At 57.6% G+C, this 15598-nt stretch carries 11 protein-coding genes; 5 read left to right on the forward strand and 6 right to left on the reverse strand.

Annotation, left to right across the window (positions count from 1 at the left end; genetic code table 11):
* The first annotated feature begins 45 nt into the window (after positions 1-45).
* Entirely contained in the window at positions 46-2229 is a 2184-nt protein-coding gene (gene katG / locus DDT56_RS12000; protein ID WP_136166679.1) for a catalase/peroxidase HPI, read from the forward strand.
* Between the two features lie 95 nt (positions 2230-2324).
* Here the strand turns inward: katG and gorA are convergent, their stop codons facing one another.
* Both gorA and DDT56_RS12010 read right to left on the reverse strand, forming a co-directional pair.
* Positions 2325-3677 carry a glutathione-disulfide reductase gene (gorA, locus tag DDT56_RS12005; protein WP_136166680.1) on the reverse strand — a complete coding sequence of 451 codons (1353 nt, stop codon included), beginning with the start codon at positions 3675-3677 and terminating at the stop codon, positions 2325-2327.
* Positions 3678-3801: 124 nt separating this feature from the next.
* Positions 3802-4644: a 23S rRNA (adenine(2030)-N(6))-methyltransferase RlmJ gene (locus DDT56_RS12010; RefSeq protein WP_136166681.1), complete on the reverse strand. Its 843-nt coding sequence runs from the start codon at positions 4642-4644 to the stop codon at positions 3802-3804.
* A 273-nt stretch (positions 4645-4917) separates the two neighbouring features.
* Here DDT56_RS12010 and prlC point away from each other — a divergent pair, with 273 nt between their 5' ends.
* Together prlC and rsmJ are read left to right on the forward strand one after the other, a co-directional pair.
* A complete protein-coding gene (prlC, locus tag DDT56_RS12015) occupies positions 4918-6960 on the forward strand; it encodes an oligopeptidase A (RefSeq protein ID WP_136166682.1) in 2043 nt (680 codons plus the stop codon).
* A gap of 13 nt (positions 6961-6973) precedes the next feature.
* Complete coding sequence (gene rsmJ / locus DDT56_RS12020; RefSeq protein ID WP_136166683.1) at positions 6974-7726, forward strand: 16S rRNA (guanine(1516)-N(2))-methyltransferase RsmJ; 753 nt, start codon at positions 6974-6976, stop codon at positions 7724-7726.
* 85 nt (positions 7727-7811) lie between these two features.
* Here rsmJ and DDT56_RS12025 read toward each other — a convergent pair whose 3' ends face one another.
* From DDT56_RS12025 to uspA, 3 genes are all read right to left on the reverse strand, one after another.
* Positions 7812-9125 (reverse strand): NAD(P)/FAD-dependent oxidoreductase, encoded by a 1314-nt coding sequence (locus DDT56_RS12025; RefSeq protein ID WP_136166684.1) that lies wholly within the window; start codon positions 9123-9125, stop codon positions 7812-7814.
* A 226-nt stretch (positions 9126-9351) separates the two neighbouring features.
* Positions 9352-10695 (reverse strand): NADP-specific glutamate dehydrogenase, encoded by a 1344-nt coding sequence (gene gdhA / locus DDT56_RS12030; RefSeq protein ID WP_136166685.1) that lies wholly within the window; start codon positions 10693-10695, stop codon positions 9352-9354.
* A gap of 306 nt (positions 10696-11001) precedes the next feature.
* Positions 11002-11439: a universal stress protein UspA gene (gene uspA, locus DDT56_RS12035; protein WP_136166686.1), complete on the reverse strand. Its 438-nt coding sequence runs from the start codon at positions 11437-11439 to the stop codon at positions 11002-11004.
* A gap of 555 nt (positions 11440-11994) precedes the next feature.
* Between uspA and uspB the strand changes: the two genes are divergently transcribed.
* Positions 11995-12330 carry a universal stress protein UspB gene (uspB, locus tag DDT56_RS12040; RefSeq protein ID WP_009115002.1) on the forward strand — a complete coding sequence of 112 codons (336 nt, stop codon included), beginning with the start codon at positions 11995-11997 and terminating at the stop codon, positions 12328-12330.
* A gap of 85 nt (positions 12331-12415) precedes the next feature.
* On the opposite strand, the gene pitA is transcribed toward uspB, so the two are convergent.
* Positions 12416-13927, reverse strand: coding sequence for an inorganic phosphate transporter PitA (gene pitA / locus DDT56_RS12045; RefSeq protein ID WP_009115003.1), 1512 nt, complete (start codon positions 13925-13927; stop codon positions 12416-12418).
* Between the two features lie 280 nt (positions 13928-14207).
* Here pitA and DDT56_RS12050 point away from each other — a divergent pair, with 280 nt between their 5' ends.
* Positions 14208-15410, forward strand: a complete 1203-nt coding sequence (locus DDT56_RS12050; protein WP_136166726.1) for a BaiN/RdsA family NAD(P)/FAD-dependent oxidoreductase — start codon at positions 14208-14210, stop codon at positions 15408-15410.
* Positions 15411-15598: the final 188 nt, after the last annotated feature.

Raw genomic sequence — 15598 nt, forward strand, 5'->3', positions numbered from 1 at the left:
AGGACCCGATAGCTGATTATTCAAGAACAAAAGGTAGGGAATATTATGTCAACCGAAGCGAAATGCCCGTTTGGCCACGGCGCCGCCGGCAAAGATACCGCCGCCGCCGGCACCACCAACCGTGACTGGTGGCCGAATCAACTGCGCGTCGATCTGCTGAGTCAGCACTCATCCCGATCGAATCCGCTGGATCCGACGTTTAACTACCGCGAAGCATTCAACAAGCTGGATTACCAGGCGCTGAAGAACGACCTGCGCAAGTTGATGACTGATTCGCAAGATTGGTGGCCTGCTGACTTTGGTCATTATGGTCCGCAGTTTGTCCGCATGGCGTGGCACAGCGCCGGCACCTACCGCGCCGCGGACGGGCGCGGCGGCGGCGGGCGCGGCCAGCAGCGTTTCGCGCCGCTGAACGCCTGGCCGGACAACGTCAATATCGACAAATCCCGACGCCTGCTGTGGCCGATCAAGCAGAAATACGGCCAGGCGATTTCCTGGGCCGACCTTTTTATCCTGACCGGCAACGTGGCGCTGGAGACCATGGGTTTCCGCACCTTCGGTTTCGGCGGCGGCCGCGAAGACACCTGGGAGCCCGATCAGGACGTCAACTGGGGTTCCGAAACCTCATGGCTCGCCCACCGGCCGGCCGACAAACTCGATGAGAAACTCGGCGCCACCGAGATGGGCCTGATCTACGTCAATCCGGAAGGCCCGAACTCCAGCGGCGATCCGATTGCCGCCGCTAACGCCATCCGCGTGACGTTCGCCCGCATGGGGATGAACGACGAAGAAACCGTTGCGCTGATCGGCGGCGGCCACACCTTCGGCAAAACCCACGGCGCGGCGCCCGAATCTCATAAAGGGGCGGATCCTGAAGCCGCCGCTCTGGAAGCGCAGGGCCTTGGCTGGGCGAGCGATTACGGCACCGGACACGGCAACGACGCTATCGGCAGCGGCCTGGAAGTCATCTGGACGCAGACGCCGGCGCAGTGGAGCAACTACTTCTTCGAAAACCTATTCAAACATGAATGGGTCCAGACCCGCAGCCCGGCCGGCCTGATCCAATGGGAAGCCCTGGACGCCGAAGAGATCATTCCCGACCCGCACGATCCGTCGAGAAAACGTAAGCCGACCATGCTGACGACCGATCTGTCGCTGCGCGTTGATCCGATCTACGAGAAAATCTCGCGCCGATTCCTGGAAAATCCGCAGTCTTTTGCCGAAGCGTTCGCCCGCGCCTGGTTCAAGCTGACCCACCGCGACATGGGGCCGCGCTCGCGCTATCTCGGCCCGGAAGTCCCCAGTGAAGCGCTGATTTGGCAGGATCCGCTGCCTGACGTCAATCATCCTCTGATTGACGAGGCGGATGCCGCGACGCTCAAAGCGAGAGTGCTGGAGGCGGGCCTGACCCTGTCCGAACTGGTCGGCACCGCCTGGGCCTCGGCCTCCACCTTCCGCGGCGGCGACAAGCGCGGCGGCGCCAACGGCGCGCGCATACGTCTGGCGCCGCAGAGGGACTGGGAGGTCAACCAGCCCGAAAAACTGGCCAGGGTGCTGAGCGCGTTGGAAGCCATCCGGCGCAGCTTCAATCAGGAAGCGAGCAACGGTAAGCAGGTATCGCTGGCGGATCTGATCGTGCTGGCGGGAAACGCCGGAATCGAACAGGCGGCGCTGGCGGCCGGCTATGCGGTGACGGTGCCATTCGCGCCCGGCCGCACCGATGCCTCGCAGGAACAGACGGACGTCGATGCCTTCTCCAAGCTTGAGCCGGCCGCAGACGGATTCCGCAACTACGAGGCGGCCGGACTGGCGACGCCCGCCGAGGTGGCGCTGATCGATAAGGCGCAGCTGCTGACGCTGACCGCGCCCGAGCTGACGGTGCTGATTGGCGGCCTGCGCGCGATCAACATCAACGCCGACGGCTCCGACAACGGTATTTTCACCCATCGGCCCGGCACGCTGACCAACGATTTCTTCGTCAACCTGCTGGATATGGGCACCACGTGGCAAGCCGTTTCGCCGGGCGAAAACCGCTATGAAGGACGCGACCGCCACAGCGGGGAAGTGAAGTGGACCGCGACGCGCGCCGATCTGGTGTTCGGTTCAAACGCCCAACTGCGCGCCCTGGCGGAAGTGTACGCCAGCGCGGACGCCCAGACGAAGTTCGTGCAGGACTTTGTCGCCGCCTGGCACAAAGTGACGAACCTGGATCGTTTTGATCTGGCGTAATAGCGCAGGCCACAACGCGTAGTTCCCCCGACCGGTGTGAAATCACGCCGGTCGGTTTTTTCTTTCTGCCAGATCGCGTTTTCTACGTCTCTACCTCAGCGCATGGTCACAAACTCTTCCGACGCCGTCGGGTGAATGGCGACGGTATTGTCGAAGTCTTGTTTGGTGGCGCCCATTTTCAGCGCCACCGCAAAGCCTTGCAGCATTTCGTCCATGCCGAAGCCAATGCCGTGGATGCCGACAACCTTCTCCTCCTCGCCCACGCAGACCAGCTTCATGCGGCACGGCTGGCGGTGTTGCGTCACGGCGGTGTACATGGCGGTGAAAGAAGAAGTGTAAACCTTCACCTTATCGTCGCCGTACCGTTCGCGCGCCTGGGGTTCGGTGAGCCCGACGGTGCCGATGGGCGGATGGCTGAAGACCACGGTGGGAATATTGCTGTAGTCCAGGTGCTCATACGGCTTGTCGTTAAACAAACGCTCCGACAGACGGCGGCCCGCCGCCACGGCGACCGGCGTCAGTTCCACCGCGCCGGTGTTGTCCCCCACCGCGTAGATGCCCGGCACGTTGGTATTCTGGAATTTATCCACCTGAATATAGCCTTTCTCGTTCAACGCAACGCCGGTTACGCTCAGGTTCAGGTTATCCGTCGCCGGCTCGCGGCCGATGGCCCAAATCAGACAGTCCACCGTTTGCGCCTTGCCGTTCTCCAGCGTCAGCGTCAAGCTGCCGTCGGCATTTTTCGCCACCGATTGCGGGATCGACTCGGTATGCAGCGTCGGCCCTTCGCTGTTCATCACTTCAACCAGCGTCTCGACAATCAGCGGATCGAAGCTGCGCAGCGGCGTTTGCTTACGCACAAACAGGTGCGTTTCTGAACCCAGCGCGTTGACCATGCCGGCAAGTTCAACCGCGATATAGCCCGCTCCGATGACGGCGATGCGTTTCGGCAAAGCGTCCAAAGCGAAGAAACCGTCGGAATCAATGCCGTATTCGGCGCCGGGGACATCGGGGCGCGTCGGACGGCCGCCGGTGGCGATCAGGATATGGTCGGCGGTGATTTTCTCACCGTTCACCTCGACGCTATGGGCATCGACAAAGCGGGCGAAACCGTGAATCACGTCCACCTTGTTTTTACCCAGCACGTTGTCGTAGGAGTGATGAATACGGTCAATATAGGCGCTGCGGTTTTTAACCAGCGTCCCCCAGTCAAACCGGTTAACCGTGGTATCAAAACCGTAGTCAGGACCGTATTGATGGATCGCCTCGGCAATCTGCGCCGCGTGCCACATCACTTTTTTCGGCACGCAACCGACGTTGACACAGGTCCCGCCCAGATATTTTGCTTCGATCAACGCACATTTTTTTCCATACATCGCCGCGCGATTAATCGAGGCGATCCCGCCGCTGCCGCCGCCAATAGCCAGGTAGTCATAGTGTTTAGTCATCAGAATATCCATGCTTGGGTAAATAAAATTTGTCTAGAGTGTAACCGCGGCGCCCGGCGTCCCGTAAAGGTTATCCCTATGATTGCGATAGGGAAAAACCGCGGCGCCGCCGAATAGCCAGACGTTACTCCGCGACAACCTGCTCAACGCGCGTATGCCCGGTTCCCGCCGGAACCAGCGCCTGGTGCAGCCAGGGCAGCACGCTTTCCATTTGCGCTTTCAGCTTCCACGGCGGGTTGATCACCACCATTCCGGAAGCCGTCATGCCGTGGCGATCGCTGTCCGGCAACACCGCCAGCTCAATTTGCAGGATGTTGCGGATGCCGGTCGCTTCCAGATCTTTCAGTAAGCGCTTGATATGCTGACGCAGCACAACCGGATACCACAGGGCGAACACCCCGGTGGCGAAACGCCTGTAGCCTTCCTGAATGCCTTGCACCACCGACTGATAATCCGTCTTCAGTTCATACGGCGGATCGATCAGCACAAAACCGCGACGCGACAGCGGCGGCAGCTGCGACTTCAACTGCTGGTAGCCGTCTCCGCGCACGACCCTGGCGCGGGCATCTTTCTGGAACTCGTTACGCAACAGCGGAAAATCGCTCGGATGCAGCTCCGTCAGGTGAATTTTGTCCTGCTCGCGCAGCAGCTGCCGGGCAATCAGCGGCGAGCCGGGGTAATAGCGCAACTGACCGTTATGATTATAGGTGCGAACCGCCTGCATGTAAGGTTCAAGCTCGGCGGGTATATCGTCGCGCTGCCAGATTCGGGCAATGCCGTCCAGATACTCTCCGGTGCGTTCCGCATGTTCGCCGCTCAGCTGATAGCGCCCGGCCCCCGCATGGGTATCCAGATACAGGAAGGGTTTTTCTTTCTCTTTCAGCGCGGCGATGATCAGGCTCTGAACGGTGTGTTTCACCACATCGGCATGATTGCCGGCGTGAAAACTATGGCGGTAACTTAGCATTAGACTCTCTTGCTGTTGGGTGTTTCAGAAAGACACGGTGAAAATCGCTATCAGTATAAACCGTCTGGCCGCTAAAAAGTGAACTGCGTTGCCGGAGGCGGTAAGAGGGGGCCGCCTCAACGGCGCCGCCACGGCCGTCCGCCGGGGATAAATTCATCCGCCGCGCGCGCTACCATTGATTTTAACGATCATTGACCTCATCTTAATGGTTAATCAGCCATTTATAGTAGCCTTATCGCCAATCGGGTTATCCACCATCATTAGGACTGCGCTATGACGAATCCATTACTGTCCCCATTTACCCTGCCGCCTTTTTCCAAAATTAAAACCGAGGATATCGTGCCTGCGGTCAAATCCGCGCTGGAAACCTGTCGTGAGACCGTAGAGCGCGTGGTTGCACAGCCGGGTCCCTTTACCTGGGATAACCTTTGCCAGCCGCTGGCGGACAGCGACGATCGTCTCAGCCGCATTTTCTCGCCGATTAGCCATCTGAACGCGGTAAAAAACAGTCCAGAGCTGCGCGGCGCCTACGAGCAATGCCTGCCGCTGCTGTCCGAGTACAGCACCTGGGTCGGGCAGCATGCCGGGCTGTATCAGGCGTACCGCGGCCTGAAGGACGGCGAGCATTACGCCGCCCTGAGCGTGGCGCAAAAGAAAGCCGTCGATAACGCGCTGCGCGATTTTGAACTGTCCGGTATCGGGCTGCCGCCTGAAAAACAGAAACGCTATGGCGAAATCGCCGCGCGCCTGTCCGAACTCGGCTCCCGCTACAGCAACAACGTGCTGGACGCCACCATGGGCTGGAGCAAGCTGATAACCGACGTCGCCGAGCTGGATGGCCTGCCGGAAAGCGCGCTGGCCGCCGCCAAAGCGCAGGCGGAAGCCAAAGAGCAGGACGGCTGGCTGCTGACGCTGGATATCCCCAGCTATCTCCCGGTGATGACCTATTGCTCCAATCAGGGGCTGCGCGAGGAAATGTACCGCGCCTATGCCACCCGCGCTTCCGATCAGGGACCGAACGCCGGCAAATGGGACAATAGCGACATCATGGCGGAAGAGCTGGCGCTGCGCCACGAACTGGCGCAACTGCTGGGATTCGACAGCTATGCGCATAAATCGCTGGCCACAAAAATGGCGGAAAATCCCCGGCAGGTTATCAACTTCCTGTCCGATCTGGCCAAACGCGCGCGTCCCCAGGCGGAAGAAGAGCTGGCGCAGCTGCGCGCCTTCGCCAAAGAACATCACGGCGTCGAGGATTTACAGCCGTGGGATATCACCTACTACAGCGAACAGCAGAAGCAGCATCTTTACGCCATCAGCGATGAGCAGCTGCGGCCTTATTTCCCGGAACAGCGGGTGGTCGAAGGGCTGTTCGAAGTGGTTAAGCGCATTTACGGCATTAGCGCCAAAGAGCGCAAGGACGTGGATGTGTGGCACCCGGAGGTGCGCTTCTTCGATCTGTTTGACGACGGCGGCGAACTGCGCGGCAGCTTCTATCTCGATCTCTACGCCCGCGAACACAAACGCGGCGGCGCCTGGATGGACGACTGCGTCGGTAACCTGCGCAAAGGCGACGGCTCACTGCAAAAACCGGTGGCCTACCTCACCTGTAACTTCAACCGCCCGGTCAGCGGTAAACCGGCGCTGTTCACCCACAATGAAGTCACCACGCTGTTCCATGAGTTCGGCCACGGCCTGCACCATATGCTGACCCGGATCGACGCCGCGGGCGTGGCCGGCATCAGCGGCGTGCCGTGGGACGCCGTGGAGCTGCCGAGCCAGTTTATGGAAAACTGGTGCTGGGAGCCGGAGGCGCTGGCCTTTATCTCCGGCCATTATGAAACCGGCGAGCCGCTGCCGCGGGAACTGCTGGATAAAATGCTGGCGGCGAAGAATTATCAGGCGGCGCTGTTTATCCTGCGTCAGCTCGAATTCGGGCTGTTCGATTTCCGCCTGCATGCCGAATTCGACCCCGCCAAAGGCGCGCAGATTCTGCCGACGCTGGCGGAAATCAAAGCGCAGGTCGCCGTGGTGCCAAGCCCAAGCTGGGGACGTTTCCCGCACGCGTTCAGCCATATCTTCGCCGGCGGTTACGCGGCGGGTTATTACAGCTACCTGTGGGCCGACGTACTGGCGGCGGATGCCTATTCCCGCTTCCAGGAGGAAGGCATTTTCAACCGCGAAACCGGCCAGTCGTTCCTGGACAATATTCTGTCGCGCGGCGGGTCCGAAGAGCCGATGGAACTGTTCAAACGCTTCCGCGGCCGCGAACCGCAGCTGGACGCCATGCTGCATCACTACGGCATTAAAGGATGAATGGCAGTAAAAGATGAAAATCTGCCTATTCTCCGAGGAAGGCGCCGATAGCGGCGCCTTGACTTTGCTGGCCGAACGCTGGGGGCTGGTTGGCGATCCTGCCGCCGTTATGGCGCTGGTGCTGACGCCGGAACGTCTGGAACTGCGTAAACAGGACGAACCCCGCCTGGGGGCGATCTACGTCGATTTTATCGCCGGCCCGATGGCGCACCGTCGCCGTTTCGGCGGCGGACGCGGCGAAGCGGTCGCCAAAGCCGTGGGGATTAAAAAGGATTACCTGCCCGATGTGGTCGACGCCACGGCGGGGTTGGGGCGCGATGCGTTCGTGCTGGCGTCGCTGGGATGCCGGGTGCGCATGGTGGAACGCAATCCCGTGGTGGCGGCGCTGCTGGATGACGGATTGCGGCGCGGCTATCAGGATGCGGAGATCGGCCCGTGGCTGCGCGAGCGGCTGACGCTGCTGCACGCTTCCAGCCTGCACGCCTTGGACGATATCACCCCGCGCCCCGACGTGGTTTACCTCGACCCGATGTTTCCCCATCGGCAAAAAAGCGCGCTGGTGAAAAAAGAGATGCGGGTATTTCAATCACTGGTAGGGGCTGACGACGATGCCGATGAACTGCTGGCGCCCGCGCGGCGGCTGGCCAAAAAACGCGTGGTGGTAAAACGGCCGGACTACGCCCCGCCGCTGGCGGGGGTGCCGGCGCAGTCCATGCTGGAAACCAAAAGCCACCGCTTCGATTTTTATCTGCCGCTGGAGCGGTAATCGCGCGGCGTTCTCGCCTTAGGGATCGCCGCTCAAAGGCCACCAGGCGGTTTTTTATTGCCGTTGCCGCGCATAACCAGGGCTATTACCTCTCGCTGCGCGCCCGCCATCTCTCTCTCGCCAGATAACCTTGTACCCCGATATCAAGCAACGGCCGCGGCGGTAAATAGTTGGCCTGCCCCAGCGACTGCATATCGCCAATCAGCGGATTATCCTCGCCCAACGCAAAATCGGCCAGGATACGCCCCGCGGCGGTCTGTTTCGACAGACCCGAGCCATTGCAGCCAGCGGCGGCATACACATTGTCCGCCAGCTGTCCCCAGATCGGCGCGCCGTTTCGCGTAACGCTAATCAGGCCGGACCAGGTATGCGCCATCGCCACATCTTTCAACTGCGGGAATATCCGGGCGAATATCGCCGCGTGACGCCGCGCATGGCGCCCGGTTTCCAGCGCGCCGGTGGTCAAACCCGGCGTAAAATTCACCTGCTCGCGGATCAGGAAACGGCGATCGCGCGTGTAGCGCAGCGTGGCGCCGGCCAGGGCATTGACCGGCGTCACGCCCCAGTCGGCCATGTCGCCGATGCGCTGGAGCTGCTGCGCATTGAGCGGCTCGGTCAGGGTGGCGAAGGTCGCTATCGCGAATAGCCGCCCTTTAAACAGCGGCAGGCCGCGCGCCGCGCCGTTGATTGCCATCATCAGCCTGCGGGCGCGAATCTCGCCGTGCGGCGTTTCCACACGAATACGCGCGCCGGCGTCAATGCTCAGCGCCGGCGAGTTCGCGTAAACGGTAACGTTTGACGGCAGGTACGCCACCAGCCCCTGCATCAACGCCGCGGGATTAAGCAGAATACAGTTTGGGGTATAGACGGCCCGATGATAAAAATGGGTGCCGAGACGACGGGCAAGCTCGTCCTTCTCCACAACCTGATAGGCTTCGCCAAGATTGTTAAGCTCACGGACATAGGCATCGATCAGCCCGTTGAATTTCGGACTCACCGCGCAGTGATACTTTCCGGCGCTGCTCCAGTCGCAGTTGATCCCATGGCGCGCCACCTGCTCTTGCAGATGGGCGACGCCAAATTGCAGCAGCCGACGGTAAGCGGCCGCTTTTTCCAATTCGGCGGTCGAAGTGCCGATGTTATGCGGCAGATCAATCACGAAACCGGAATTGCGCCCGGACGCGTTGTCTCCGATCTCACCCGCGTCCAGCAGTACGATATGTTCATCAGGACGCTGTTCGGCGAGCCGCTGGGCGAAGGCGGTTCCGGCGTAGCCCGCGCCGATAATCAGCCAGTCCGCCGTGGTTTTCCCCTGCTGCTGCGGGTAATCCAGCCGATCGCCGATGATTGCCGACCAGCCGTTAACACTCTGATCAAAAGGTAAGTGCTTAATTTTCATTATGATGTAAGCCTTAAAATTTGACGCATTTTTCCACAGTGATGACCGCGCAAAGCGAACAACATGCCAGAGCAGAAGGTACCGCGGGTTTCCTGACCCTATGCCGCGTCGACGAGTGTAAGGAAAGGTGGAAAGAAGTGTCTAAGACGAAAGTATGCAAAAAAGCGCCATGCTCCGGTTTCTTTGCCCAATCTGGATCCTCGCTATCGCGAGGATCCAGACATGGTTATACCACGCCCTGCGCCAGCATGGCGTCTGCGACTTTCACAAAACCGGCGATATTGGCGCCGCGAACGTAATGCGTTTGCCGGCCTTCTCCGCCGTATTGCACACAGGCGTTATGAATATCCAGCATGATATGGTGCAGGCGGGCATCGACTTTCTCCGCTTTCCAGCCCATGCGCGCGGCGTTCTGCGCCATTTCCAGCCCCGATGTCGCCACCCCGCCGGCATTCGCCGCTTTACCCGGCGCAAACAATACGCCGGCATCCAGAAACGCGTCCGTCGCAGAAATCGTCGTCGGCATGTTTGCCCCTTCCGCCACGGCTTTCACACCGTTCGCAATCAGTTTCTGCGCGTCGGGTAAATCCAATTCGTTCTGGGTGGCGCAAGGCAGCGCGATATCGACGGGAACCTCCCACGGCGTTTTACCCGCCAGATAGCGCAGATTCGTTTCGCGCGCATAATCTTCCACCCGGCCGTAGCGCTGGTTTTTAATCTCAGCCAGCAGCGCCAGTTTTTCCGGCGTAAAACCGCCCTCATCCACCACCGTTCCGCTGGAATCGGACGCGGTAACGACGCGAGCCCCCAGCTCCATGGCTTTTTCAATGGCGTATTGCGCCACATTGCCCGAACCGGATACCGCAACCCGCATACCTTCAAAACCCAGCCCGTGACGCGCAAGCATGGCTTGCGTGAAATAAATCAGGCCGTACCCCGTCGCTTCGGGGCGTATCAGGCTGCCGCCGAAGGAGAGCCCTTTACCGGTGAAAATACAGGAGGTGTTATTGGTCAGCTTTTTCATCATACCGGTCATAAAGCCCACCTCACGGCCGCCTACGCCGATATCCCCGGCAGGAATATCCGTATCCGCGCCCAAATGACGGTACAACTCCGTCATCAGGGCCTGACAGAAACGCATCACCTCGCCCTGGCTTTTTCCCTTGGGATTAAAATCAGAACCGCCTTTACCTCCGCCCATCGGCAACGTGGTCAGCGCATTCTTAAACGTCTGCTCGAACCCAAGGAACTTAAGCACCGACAGGTTGACGGAAGGATGGAAACGCATACCGCCTTTGTACGGCCCGATGGCGGAACTGAACTGCACGCGCCAGGCGCGGTTTACCTGCACCTGCCCTTTATCGTCCGTCCAGGCGACGCGGAACTGAATGGCCCGTTCAGGTTCAACCAGCCGTTCCAGTAGGCTGTAATCCGCATAGCGGGGGTTTTGTTCCAGAAAAGGCCATAGGGTAGAAAACACTTCGTTTACCGCCTGCAAGAATTCAGGCTGATGAGGATCGCGTTGTTGAACGGAATCGAGGAAACTTGCCAGAGATACAAATTGCGTCATTAACAGCTCCTGATAAAACAGACGGTTCTTCCCCTTCCACTGCTTATTTTTAAACAAGCTGAAGCTGGCGGGATAGATGGAAATGATGATGTGTCTTGCGGACTATAACACTGGCGGCGGATATTCAAGCAAGCGTTTTATTTAGAGATAAGCTTTAAAATCCAATAAGATAGATGTGGTTATACTGGCGAATTTCAAACAAAGACGGTATAAAAACGCAGCATAAGTTTTTGTTATATAACAAAAGGCACAGCCCGCGGGCCGTGCCTTTTGTCAGCAGAACTGGTCGCCGGACAGCGCTGATTTTTATTCGTCGTCATCTTCCCGCAGCGGAACGATCAGCATATCGATATGAACCGTGTTGATCAGCTGACGCGCGGAAGACATAAGCTTGCTCCAGAAATCCTGATGGTGGCCGCAGAGCACCAAATCCATATCGTATTTCTTGATGGCATCCACCAGCACCTGCCCGAGATCGCCGCTGCCGCTCAATGTTTCGGTAATAGGGTAACCGGCATTCTGAGAAAGCTCAGTCAACGCATTCTGCGTTTCTTCAGAGATCCGTTGCTGCATATCGCCCAGATTGACGTCGATAAGCCCGGTGTAGAGATCGGAATAATTCACGTCGACATGAATTAGAGACACTTTCGCGTTATACGGCCTCGCCATGGAGACCGCCTTTTCCACTAACACTTTGCTTTCCGGAGAAAGGTCAACAGCAATGAGGATATGTTTGTAAGCCATAATAAGACTCCTTCCGTAAAGACTAATGATGGGTCAGCAGATTTTCTCCTGCCAATCTGATACTTAACAGCGGATTATATGATAACACCCCGCGGCATTATGGGTATGTTCAGCAGATCACAACGGCGCGCTTTAGCGAACGACCACTGAAAACACCAGATTACGATGACCTAACATTTTGATTTTTTCATCAAAGATCCGTTTTCAATCCTGTCAACGTTATCGATAAGTGTAGTAGAAAGCGCTTACTTTCGCGGTCAAATCACGCGGTTTCTTCTTCAATTCAGGCCATTACGCTAGAGAAAATCGTCTACTGCGCCGATTTTGCTCTATCTGTAGCAAAAAAACGGCTTCCTCTTCTACAATAAAAGTGAGGGTGATCCATCCTCAAGGAAAGGAAATAACGACGGGGTTAACCGTGATGCATTTGGTCATCCGGGCGCACTATAAAATCACGTGAAAACGTGTGGCATAAATATTCGCAGCGGTGTCATTGGCAAAACCTGCATGCCATTGCCACTGACGAATAGCACAATCGGGAACCGGGAGGGAAGCATGATCAGTACATTTGCGCTTTTCTGGGCTTTATGTGTTGTCTGCATCATCAATATGGCTCGATATTACTCCTCATTACGCGTATTACTGCTGATATTACGCGACTGCGATCCGTTGCTTTATCAATACGTGGATGGGGGCGGTTTCTTCACATCACATGGTCAGCCAAGCAAACAAATCAGACTGGTGCGCTATATCTACGCACAGCGTTATCTTGAGCATCACGATCCCGAGTTTGTGCGCCGCTGTGAAAGGGTGCGGGGTCAGTTTCTGCTCACCACGGCCCTGTGCGGACTGGTGGTTATCAGTTTGGTGGCGATGCTGATCTGGTATTGAAATAATGAACTGGAATCTGGAATAAAAAGGCGATCCGATTAAGCATCGCCTTTTTTATGTTTTATGACGGCAGAAAGCCTTATCGCTAAATAAGTTTTAATGCCAGCCAGTACAAGGTGCCGGAAAGCAGCAGCGATACCGGCAGCGTCAGCACCCAGGCCAGCAGGATATTTTTCACCGTTTTACTCTGCACGCCGCCGCCATCGACGATCATCGTCCCGGCAACCGCGGAGGACAACACGTGAGTGGTGGAAACCGGCATCCCGGTATAACTGGCGACGCCAATCGACAAGGCCGCGGTGACCTGCGCCGAAACGCCCTGCGCATAGGTCATTCCTCTCTTGCCGATTTTCTCGCCAATGGTGGTCGCTACCCGTTTCCAGCCCACCATCGTACCCAGTGAAAGCGCGAGGGCGACGGCGATGATGATCCAAATCGGCGCGTACTCGATAGTCTGCAACAGGTCTTTACGCAGGTTGCTCAGATAGCGTTTGTCATCGGACGGCGTTTCCGGCAGCTTGATAATCCGATCCATGGTATCGGCGATGCACATCAGCAGCCGGCGAACCTTGCCGCGATCGTCCGCATTCAACTGCTCGTAGCTTTTCAGATTGCTCAACAGGCTCTGAGTCTGCTCGATGGCGATCATCACGCGCGAGCTATCGCAGTAGAACTCGACCGCGCCGTTGCCATTTGCCGGAATGGTTTTTTCCGGTGACGGAATTAACGGCGGCGATAGATCGATGACGTGCGCCAGCGCCGGACCGTGCTGCTGATAATATTCCTGCAGGTTGATAACGGAATCGCGGGTACGGCTGATGTCATAGCCGGAAGCGTTCATATTGACGATAAACCCGGCGGGCGCCACGCCTATCAACACCAGCATGATAAGACCGATGCCTTTCTGACCGTCATTGGCGCCGTGTGAAAAACTTACCCCGATGGCGGATAAAATCAGCGCGGTGCGCGTCCAGAACGGCGGTTTGCGTTTGCCATCCTGCTTTTCGCGATCGCTTGGCGTGAGGTGTACTCGCTTGCGTTTTTTACTGTTGCTCCAGAAACGGCGCAACAAGAAGACCATCAGACCGGCGATAATCATCCCCACAATCGGCGATAAAATTAACGACAGGAAAATAGCGATCATCTTGGGAACATTGAGCGCATCCACCACGGAGGTGTCGGTCAGCAAGGCATTGGTTAAACCGATACCGATGATGGCGCCGATCAACGTGTGCGAACTGGAGGCAGGGAGCCCGAAATACCAGGTCCCGAGATTCCAGATAATGGCGGCCAGCAGCATGGAAAAGACCATCGCCAGACCGTGAGCCGAACTGACATTCAGCAATAAATCCGTGGGAAGCAGGTGGACAATGGCGTAGGCAACGCTCAATCCCCCCAGCAGCACGCCAAAAAAGTTAAACACACCCGCCATGACGACGGCGAACTGCGCGCGCATGGCGCGGGTATAAATAACGGTGGCGACGGCATTGGCTGTATCGTGGAAACCATTGATAGCTTCATAAAACAATACAAACAACAGAGCCAGTATCAACATCAGGCCGGTGTAGTAATCCAGTCCGGCAAATAAATGTAGCATAAGCGTTAGGCCATTTAGTGGTCATGAACGCGGCGCATTATCTGCGACAAGCGGGGGCGGGGAAAAGGGAAATATGACTTTTTTTTGACTTAGGGGGTAATGAATTATAGCGATACATTCACTTAATCAATAAAAATCAACAAATTACACATTTTTACCAAAACACGCAAATTGTTACGCTGGTATCCGGCGGAAACGGACACTACAATTTGCCGCCCGCAGGTTGCAGGCATTCATAGCAGGGCAGCGACGCCCAGGCCCCATAACCGGAGAGATCATGGTGGAACAGTTTGACGTTGTCATTATCGGCGCCGGCGCGGCGGGGTTATTCTGTGCCGCGCAGGCGGGGCAACGGGGGTTACGCGTTCTGCTGCTCGACAACGGTAAAAAGCCCGGGCGTAAGATTCTGATGTCCGGCGGCGGGCGCTGCAACTTCACCAATCTGTACGTCGAACCCGCGGCCTATCTGTCCCAGAATCCCCACTTCTGTAAATCCGCCCTGGCGCGCTATACCCAGTGGGACTTTATCAGCCTGGTGAATAGCCGCCATATCGCCTACCACGAGAAAACCCTCGGACAGCTGTTTTGCGATGACTCGGCTCAGCAGATCGTCGATATGCTGGTCAAGGAGTGCGAACAGGCCGACGTCGCGATACGTTTGCGCAGTGAGGTGGCGGTGGTGGAAAAAACAGGAGACGCTTTCATGTTGCAATTGACCAACGGCGCGGCGCTGCACAGCCCGGCGCTGGTGATTGCCAGCGGCGGCCTCTCCATGCCGGGCCTGGGAGCGACGCCGTTCGGTTATCAAATCGCCCGGCAATTCGGGTTAAACGTCTTGCCGACGCGTGCCGCGCTGGTGCCTTTTACCCTGCATAAACCGTTGCTGGAACACCTGCAGACGCTCTCCGGCGTCTCCGTACCGGCGGTGATAACCGCGGAAAATGGCGTGACGTTCCGGGAAAACATACTGTTTACCCATCGGGGGCTTTCGGGTCCGGCGGTGCTTCAGCTCTCCAGCTATTGGCAGGCGGGCGAGTGGGTAACCATTAATTTGCTCCCCAATCAGGATGTGGCGGCGCTGATTAATGATGAACGGCTGGCTCATCCCAATCAGAGCCTGAAAAATACCCTGTCGCAATGGCTCCCCAAACGCCTGGTCGAATGTCTGCAAACGCTGGGGCAATTGCCGGATGTCACGCTGAAACAGCTAAACGGCGCCCGGCAGTTACAAATCGAGAAAAACATCAGCCAATGGCGGGTACAACCCAACGGCACGGAAGGCTACCGGACGGCGGAAGTCACGTTGGGCGGCGTGGATACCCGGGAGCTGTCGTCAAAAACCATGGAAGCCAATAAAGTACCGGGGCTCTATTTTATCGGGGAAGTGGTTGATGTCACCGGCTGGCTCGGCGGCTACAATTTTCAGTGGGCCTGGAGTTCGGCCTGGGCCTGCGCCCAGGCGCTCGGTTACAGCCAAAAATAGAAACTCATGGTTTGCCATATCCAATCGCCGCGGCCCTGGAAAACACTTTCCACAGCAGTGACTTATTCCCGTCACGTCAGAATTTAAACATAAAAAAAGCATTTTTGACTGGCTCCGCAGGTATGCTACCGTCGTCGGCTCACGTATCCTCATCCAAGGCATTGGATCCGCCCTAAAAAGGAGATGTG

Origin of the sequence: Brenneria corticis (assembly GCF_003115855.1) — a bacterium.
Lineage (GTDB): Bacteria > Pseudomonadota > Gammaproteobacteria > Enterobacterales > Enterobacteriaceae > Brenneria > Brenneria corticis.

What these genes read in the sequence shown, in the direction of transcription:
- katG (WP_136166679.1), top strand. Translation starts at nt 46, where the DNA reads ATGTCAACCGAAGCGAAATGCCCGTTTGGCCACGGCGCCGCCGGCAAA.
- gorA (WP_136166680.1), bottom strand. Translation starts at nt 3,677, where the DNA reads ATGACTAAACACTATGACTACCTGGCTATTGGCGGCGGCAGCGGCGGG.
- DDT56_RS12010 (WP_136166681.1), bottom strand. Translation starts at nt 4,644, where the DNA reads ATGCTAAGTTACCGCCATAGTTTTCACGCCGGCAATCATGCCGATGTG.
- prlC (WP_136166682.1), top strand. Translation starts at nt 4,918, where the DNA reads ATGACGAATCCATTACTGTCCCCATTTACCCTGCCGCCTTTTTCCAAA.
- rsmJ (WP_136166683.1), top strand. Translation starts at nt 6,974, where the DNA reads ATGAAAATCTGCCTATTCTCCGAGGAAGGCGCCGATAGCGGCGCCTTG.
- DDT56_RS12025 (WP_136166684.1), bottom strand. Translation starts at nt 9,125, where the DNA reads ATGAAAATTAAGCACTTACCTTTTGATCAGAGTGTTAACGGCTGGTCG.
- gdhA (WP_136166685.1), bottom strand. Translation starts at nt 10,695, where the DNA reads ATGACGCAATTTGTATCTCTGGCAAGTTTCCTCGATTCCGTTCAACAA.
- uspA (WP_136166686.1), bottom strand. Translation starts at nt 11,439, where the DNA reads ATGGCTTACAAACATATCCTCATTGCTGTTGACCTTTCTCCGGAAAGC.
- uspB (WP_009115002.1), top strand. Translation starts at nt 11,995, where the DNA reads ATGATCAGTACATTTGCGCTTTTCTGGGCTTTATGTGTTGTCTGCATC.
- pitA (WP_009115003.1), bottom strand. Translation starts at nt 13,927, where the DNA reads ATGCTACATTTATTTGCCGGACTGGATTACTACACCGGCCTGATGTTG.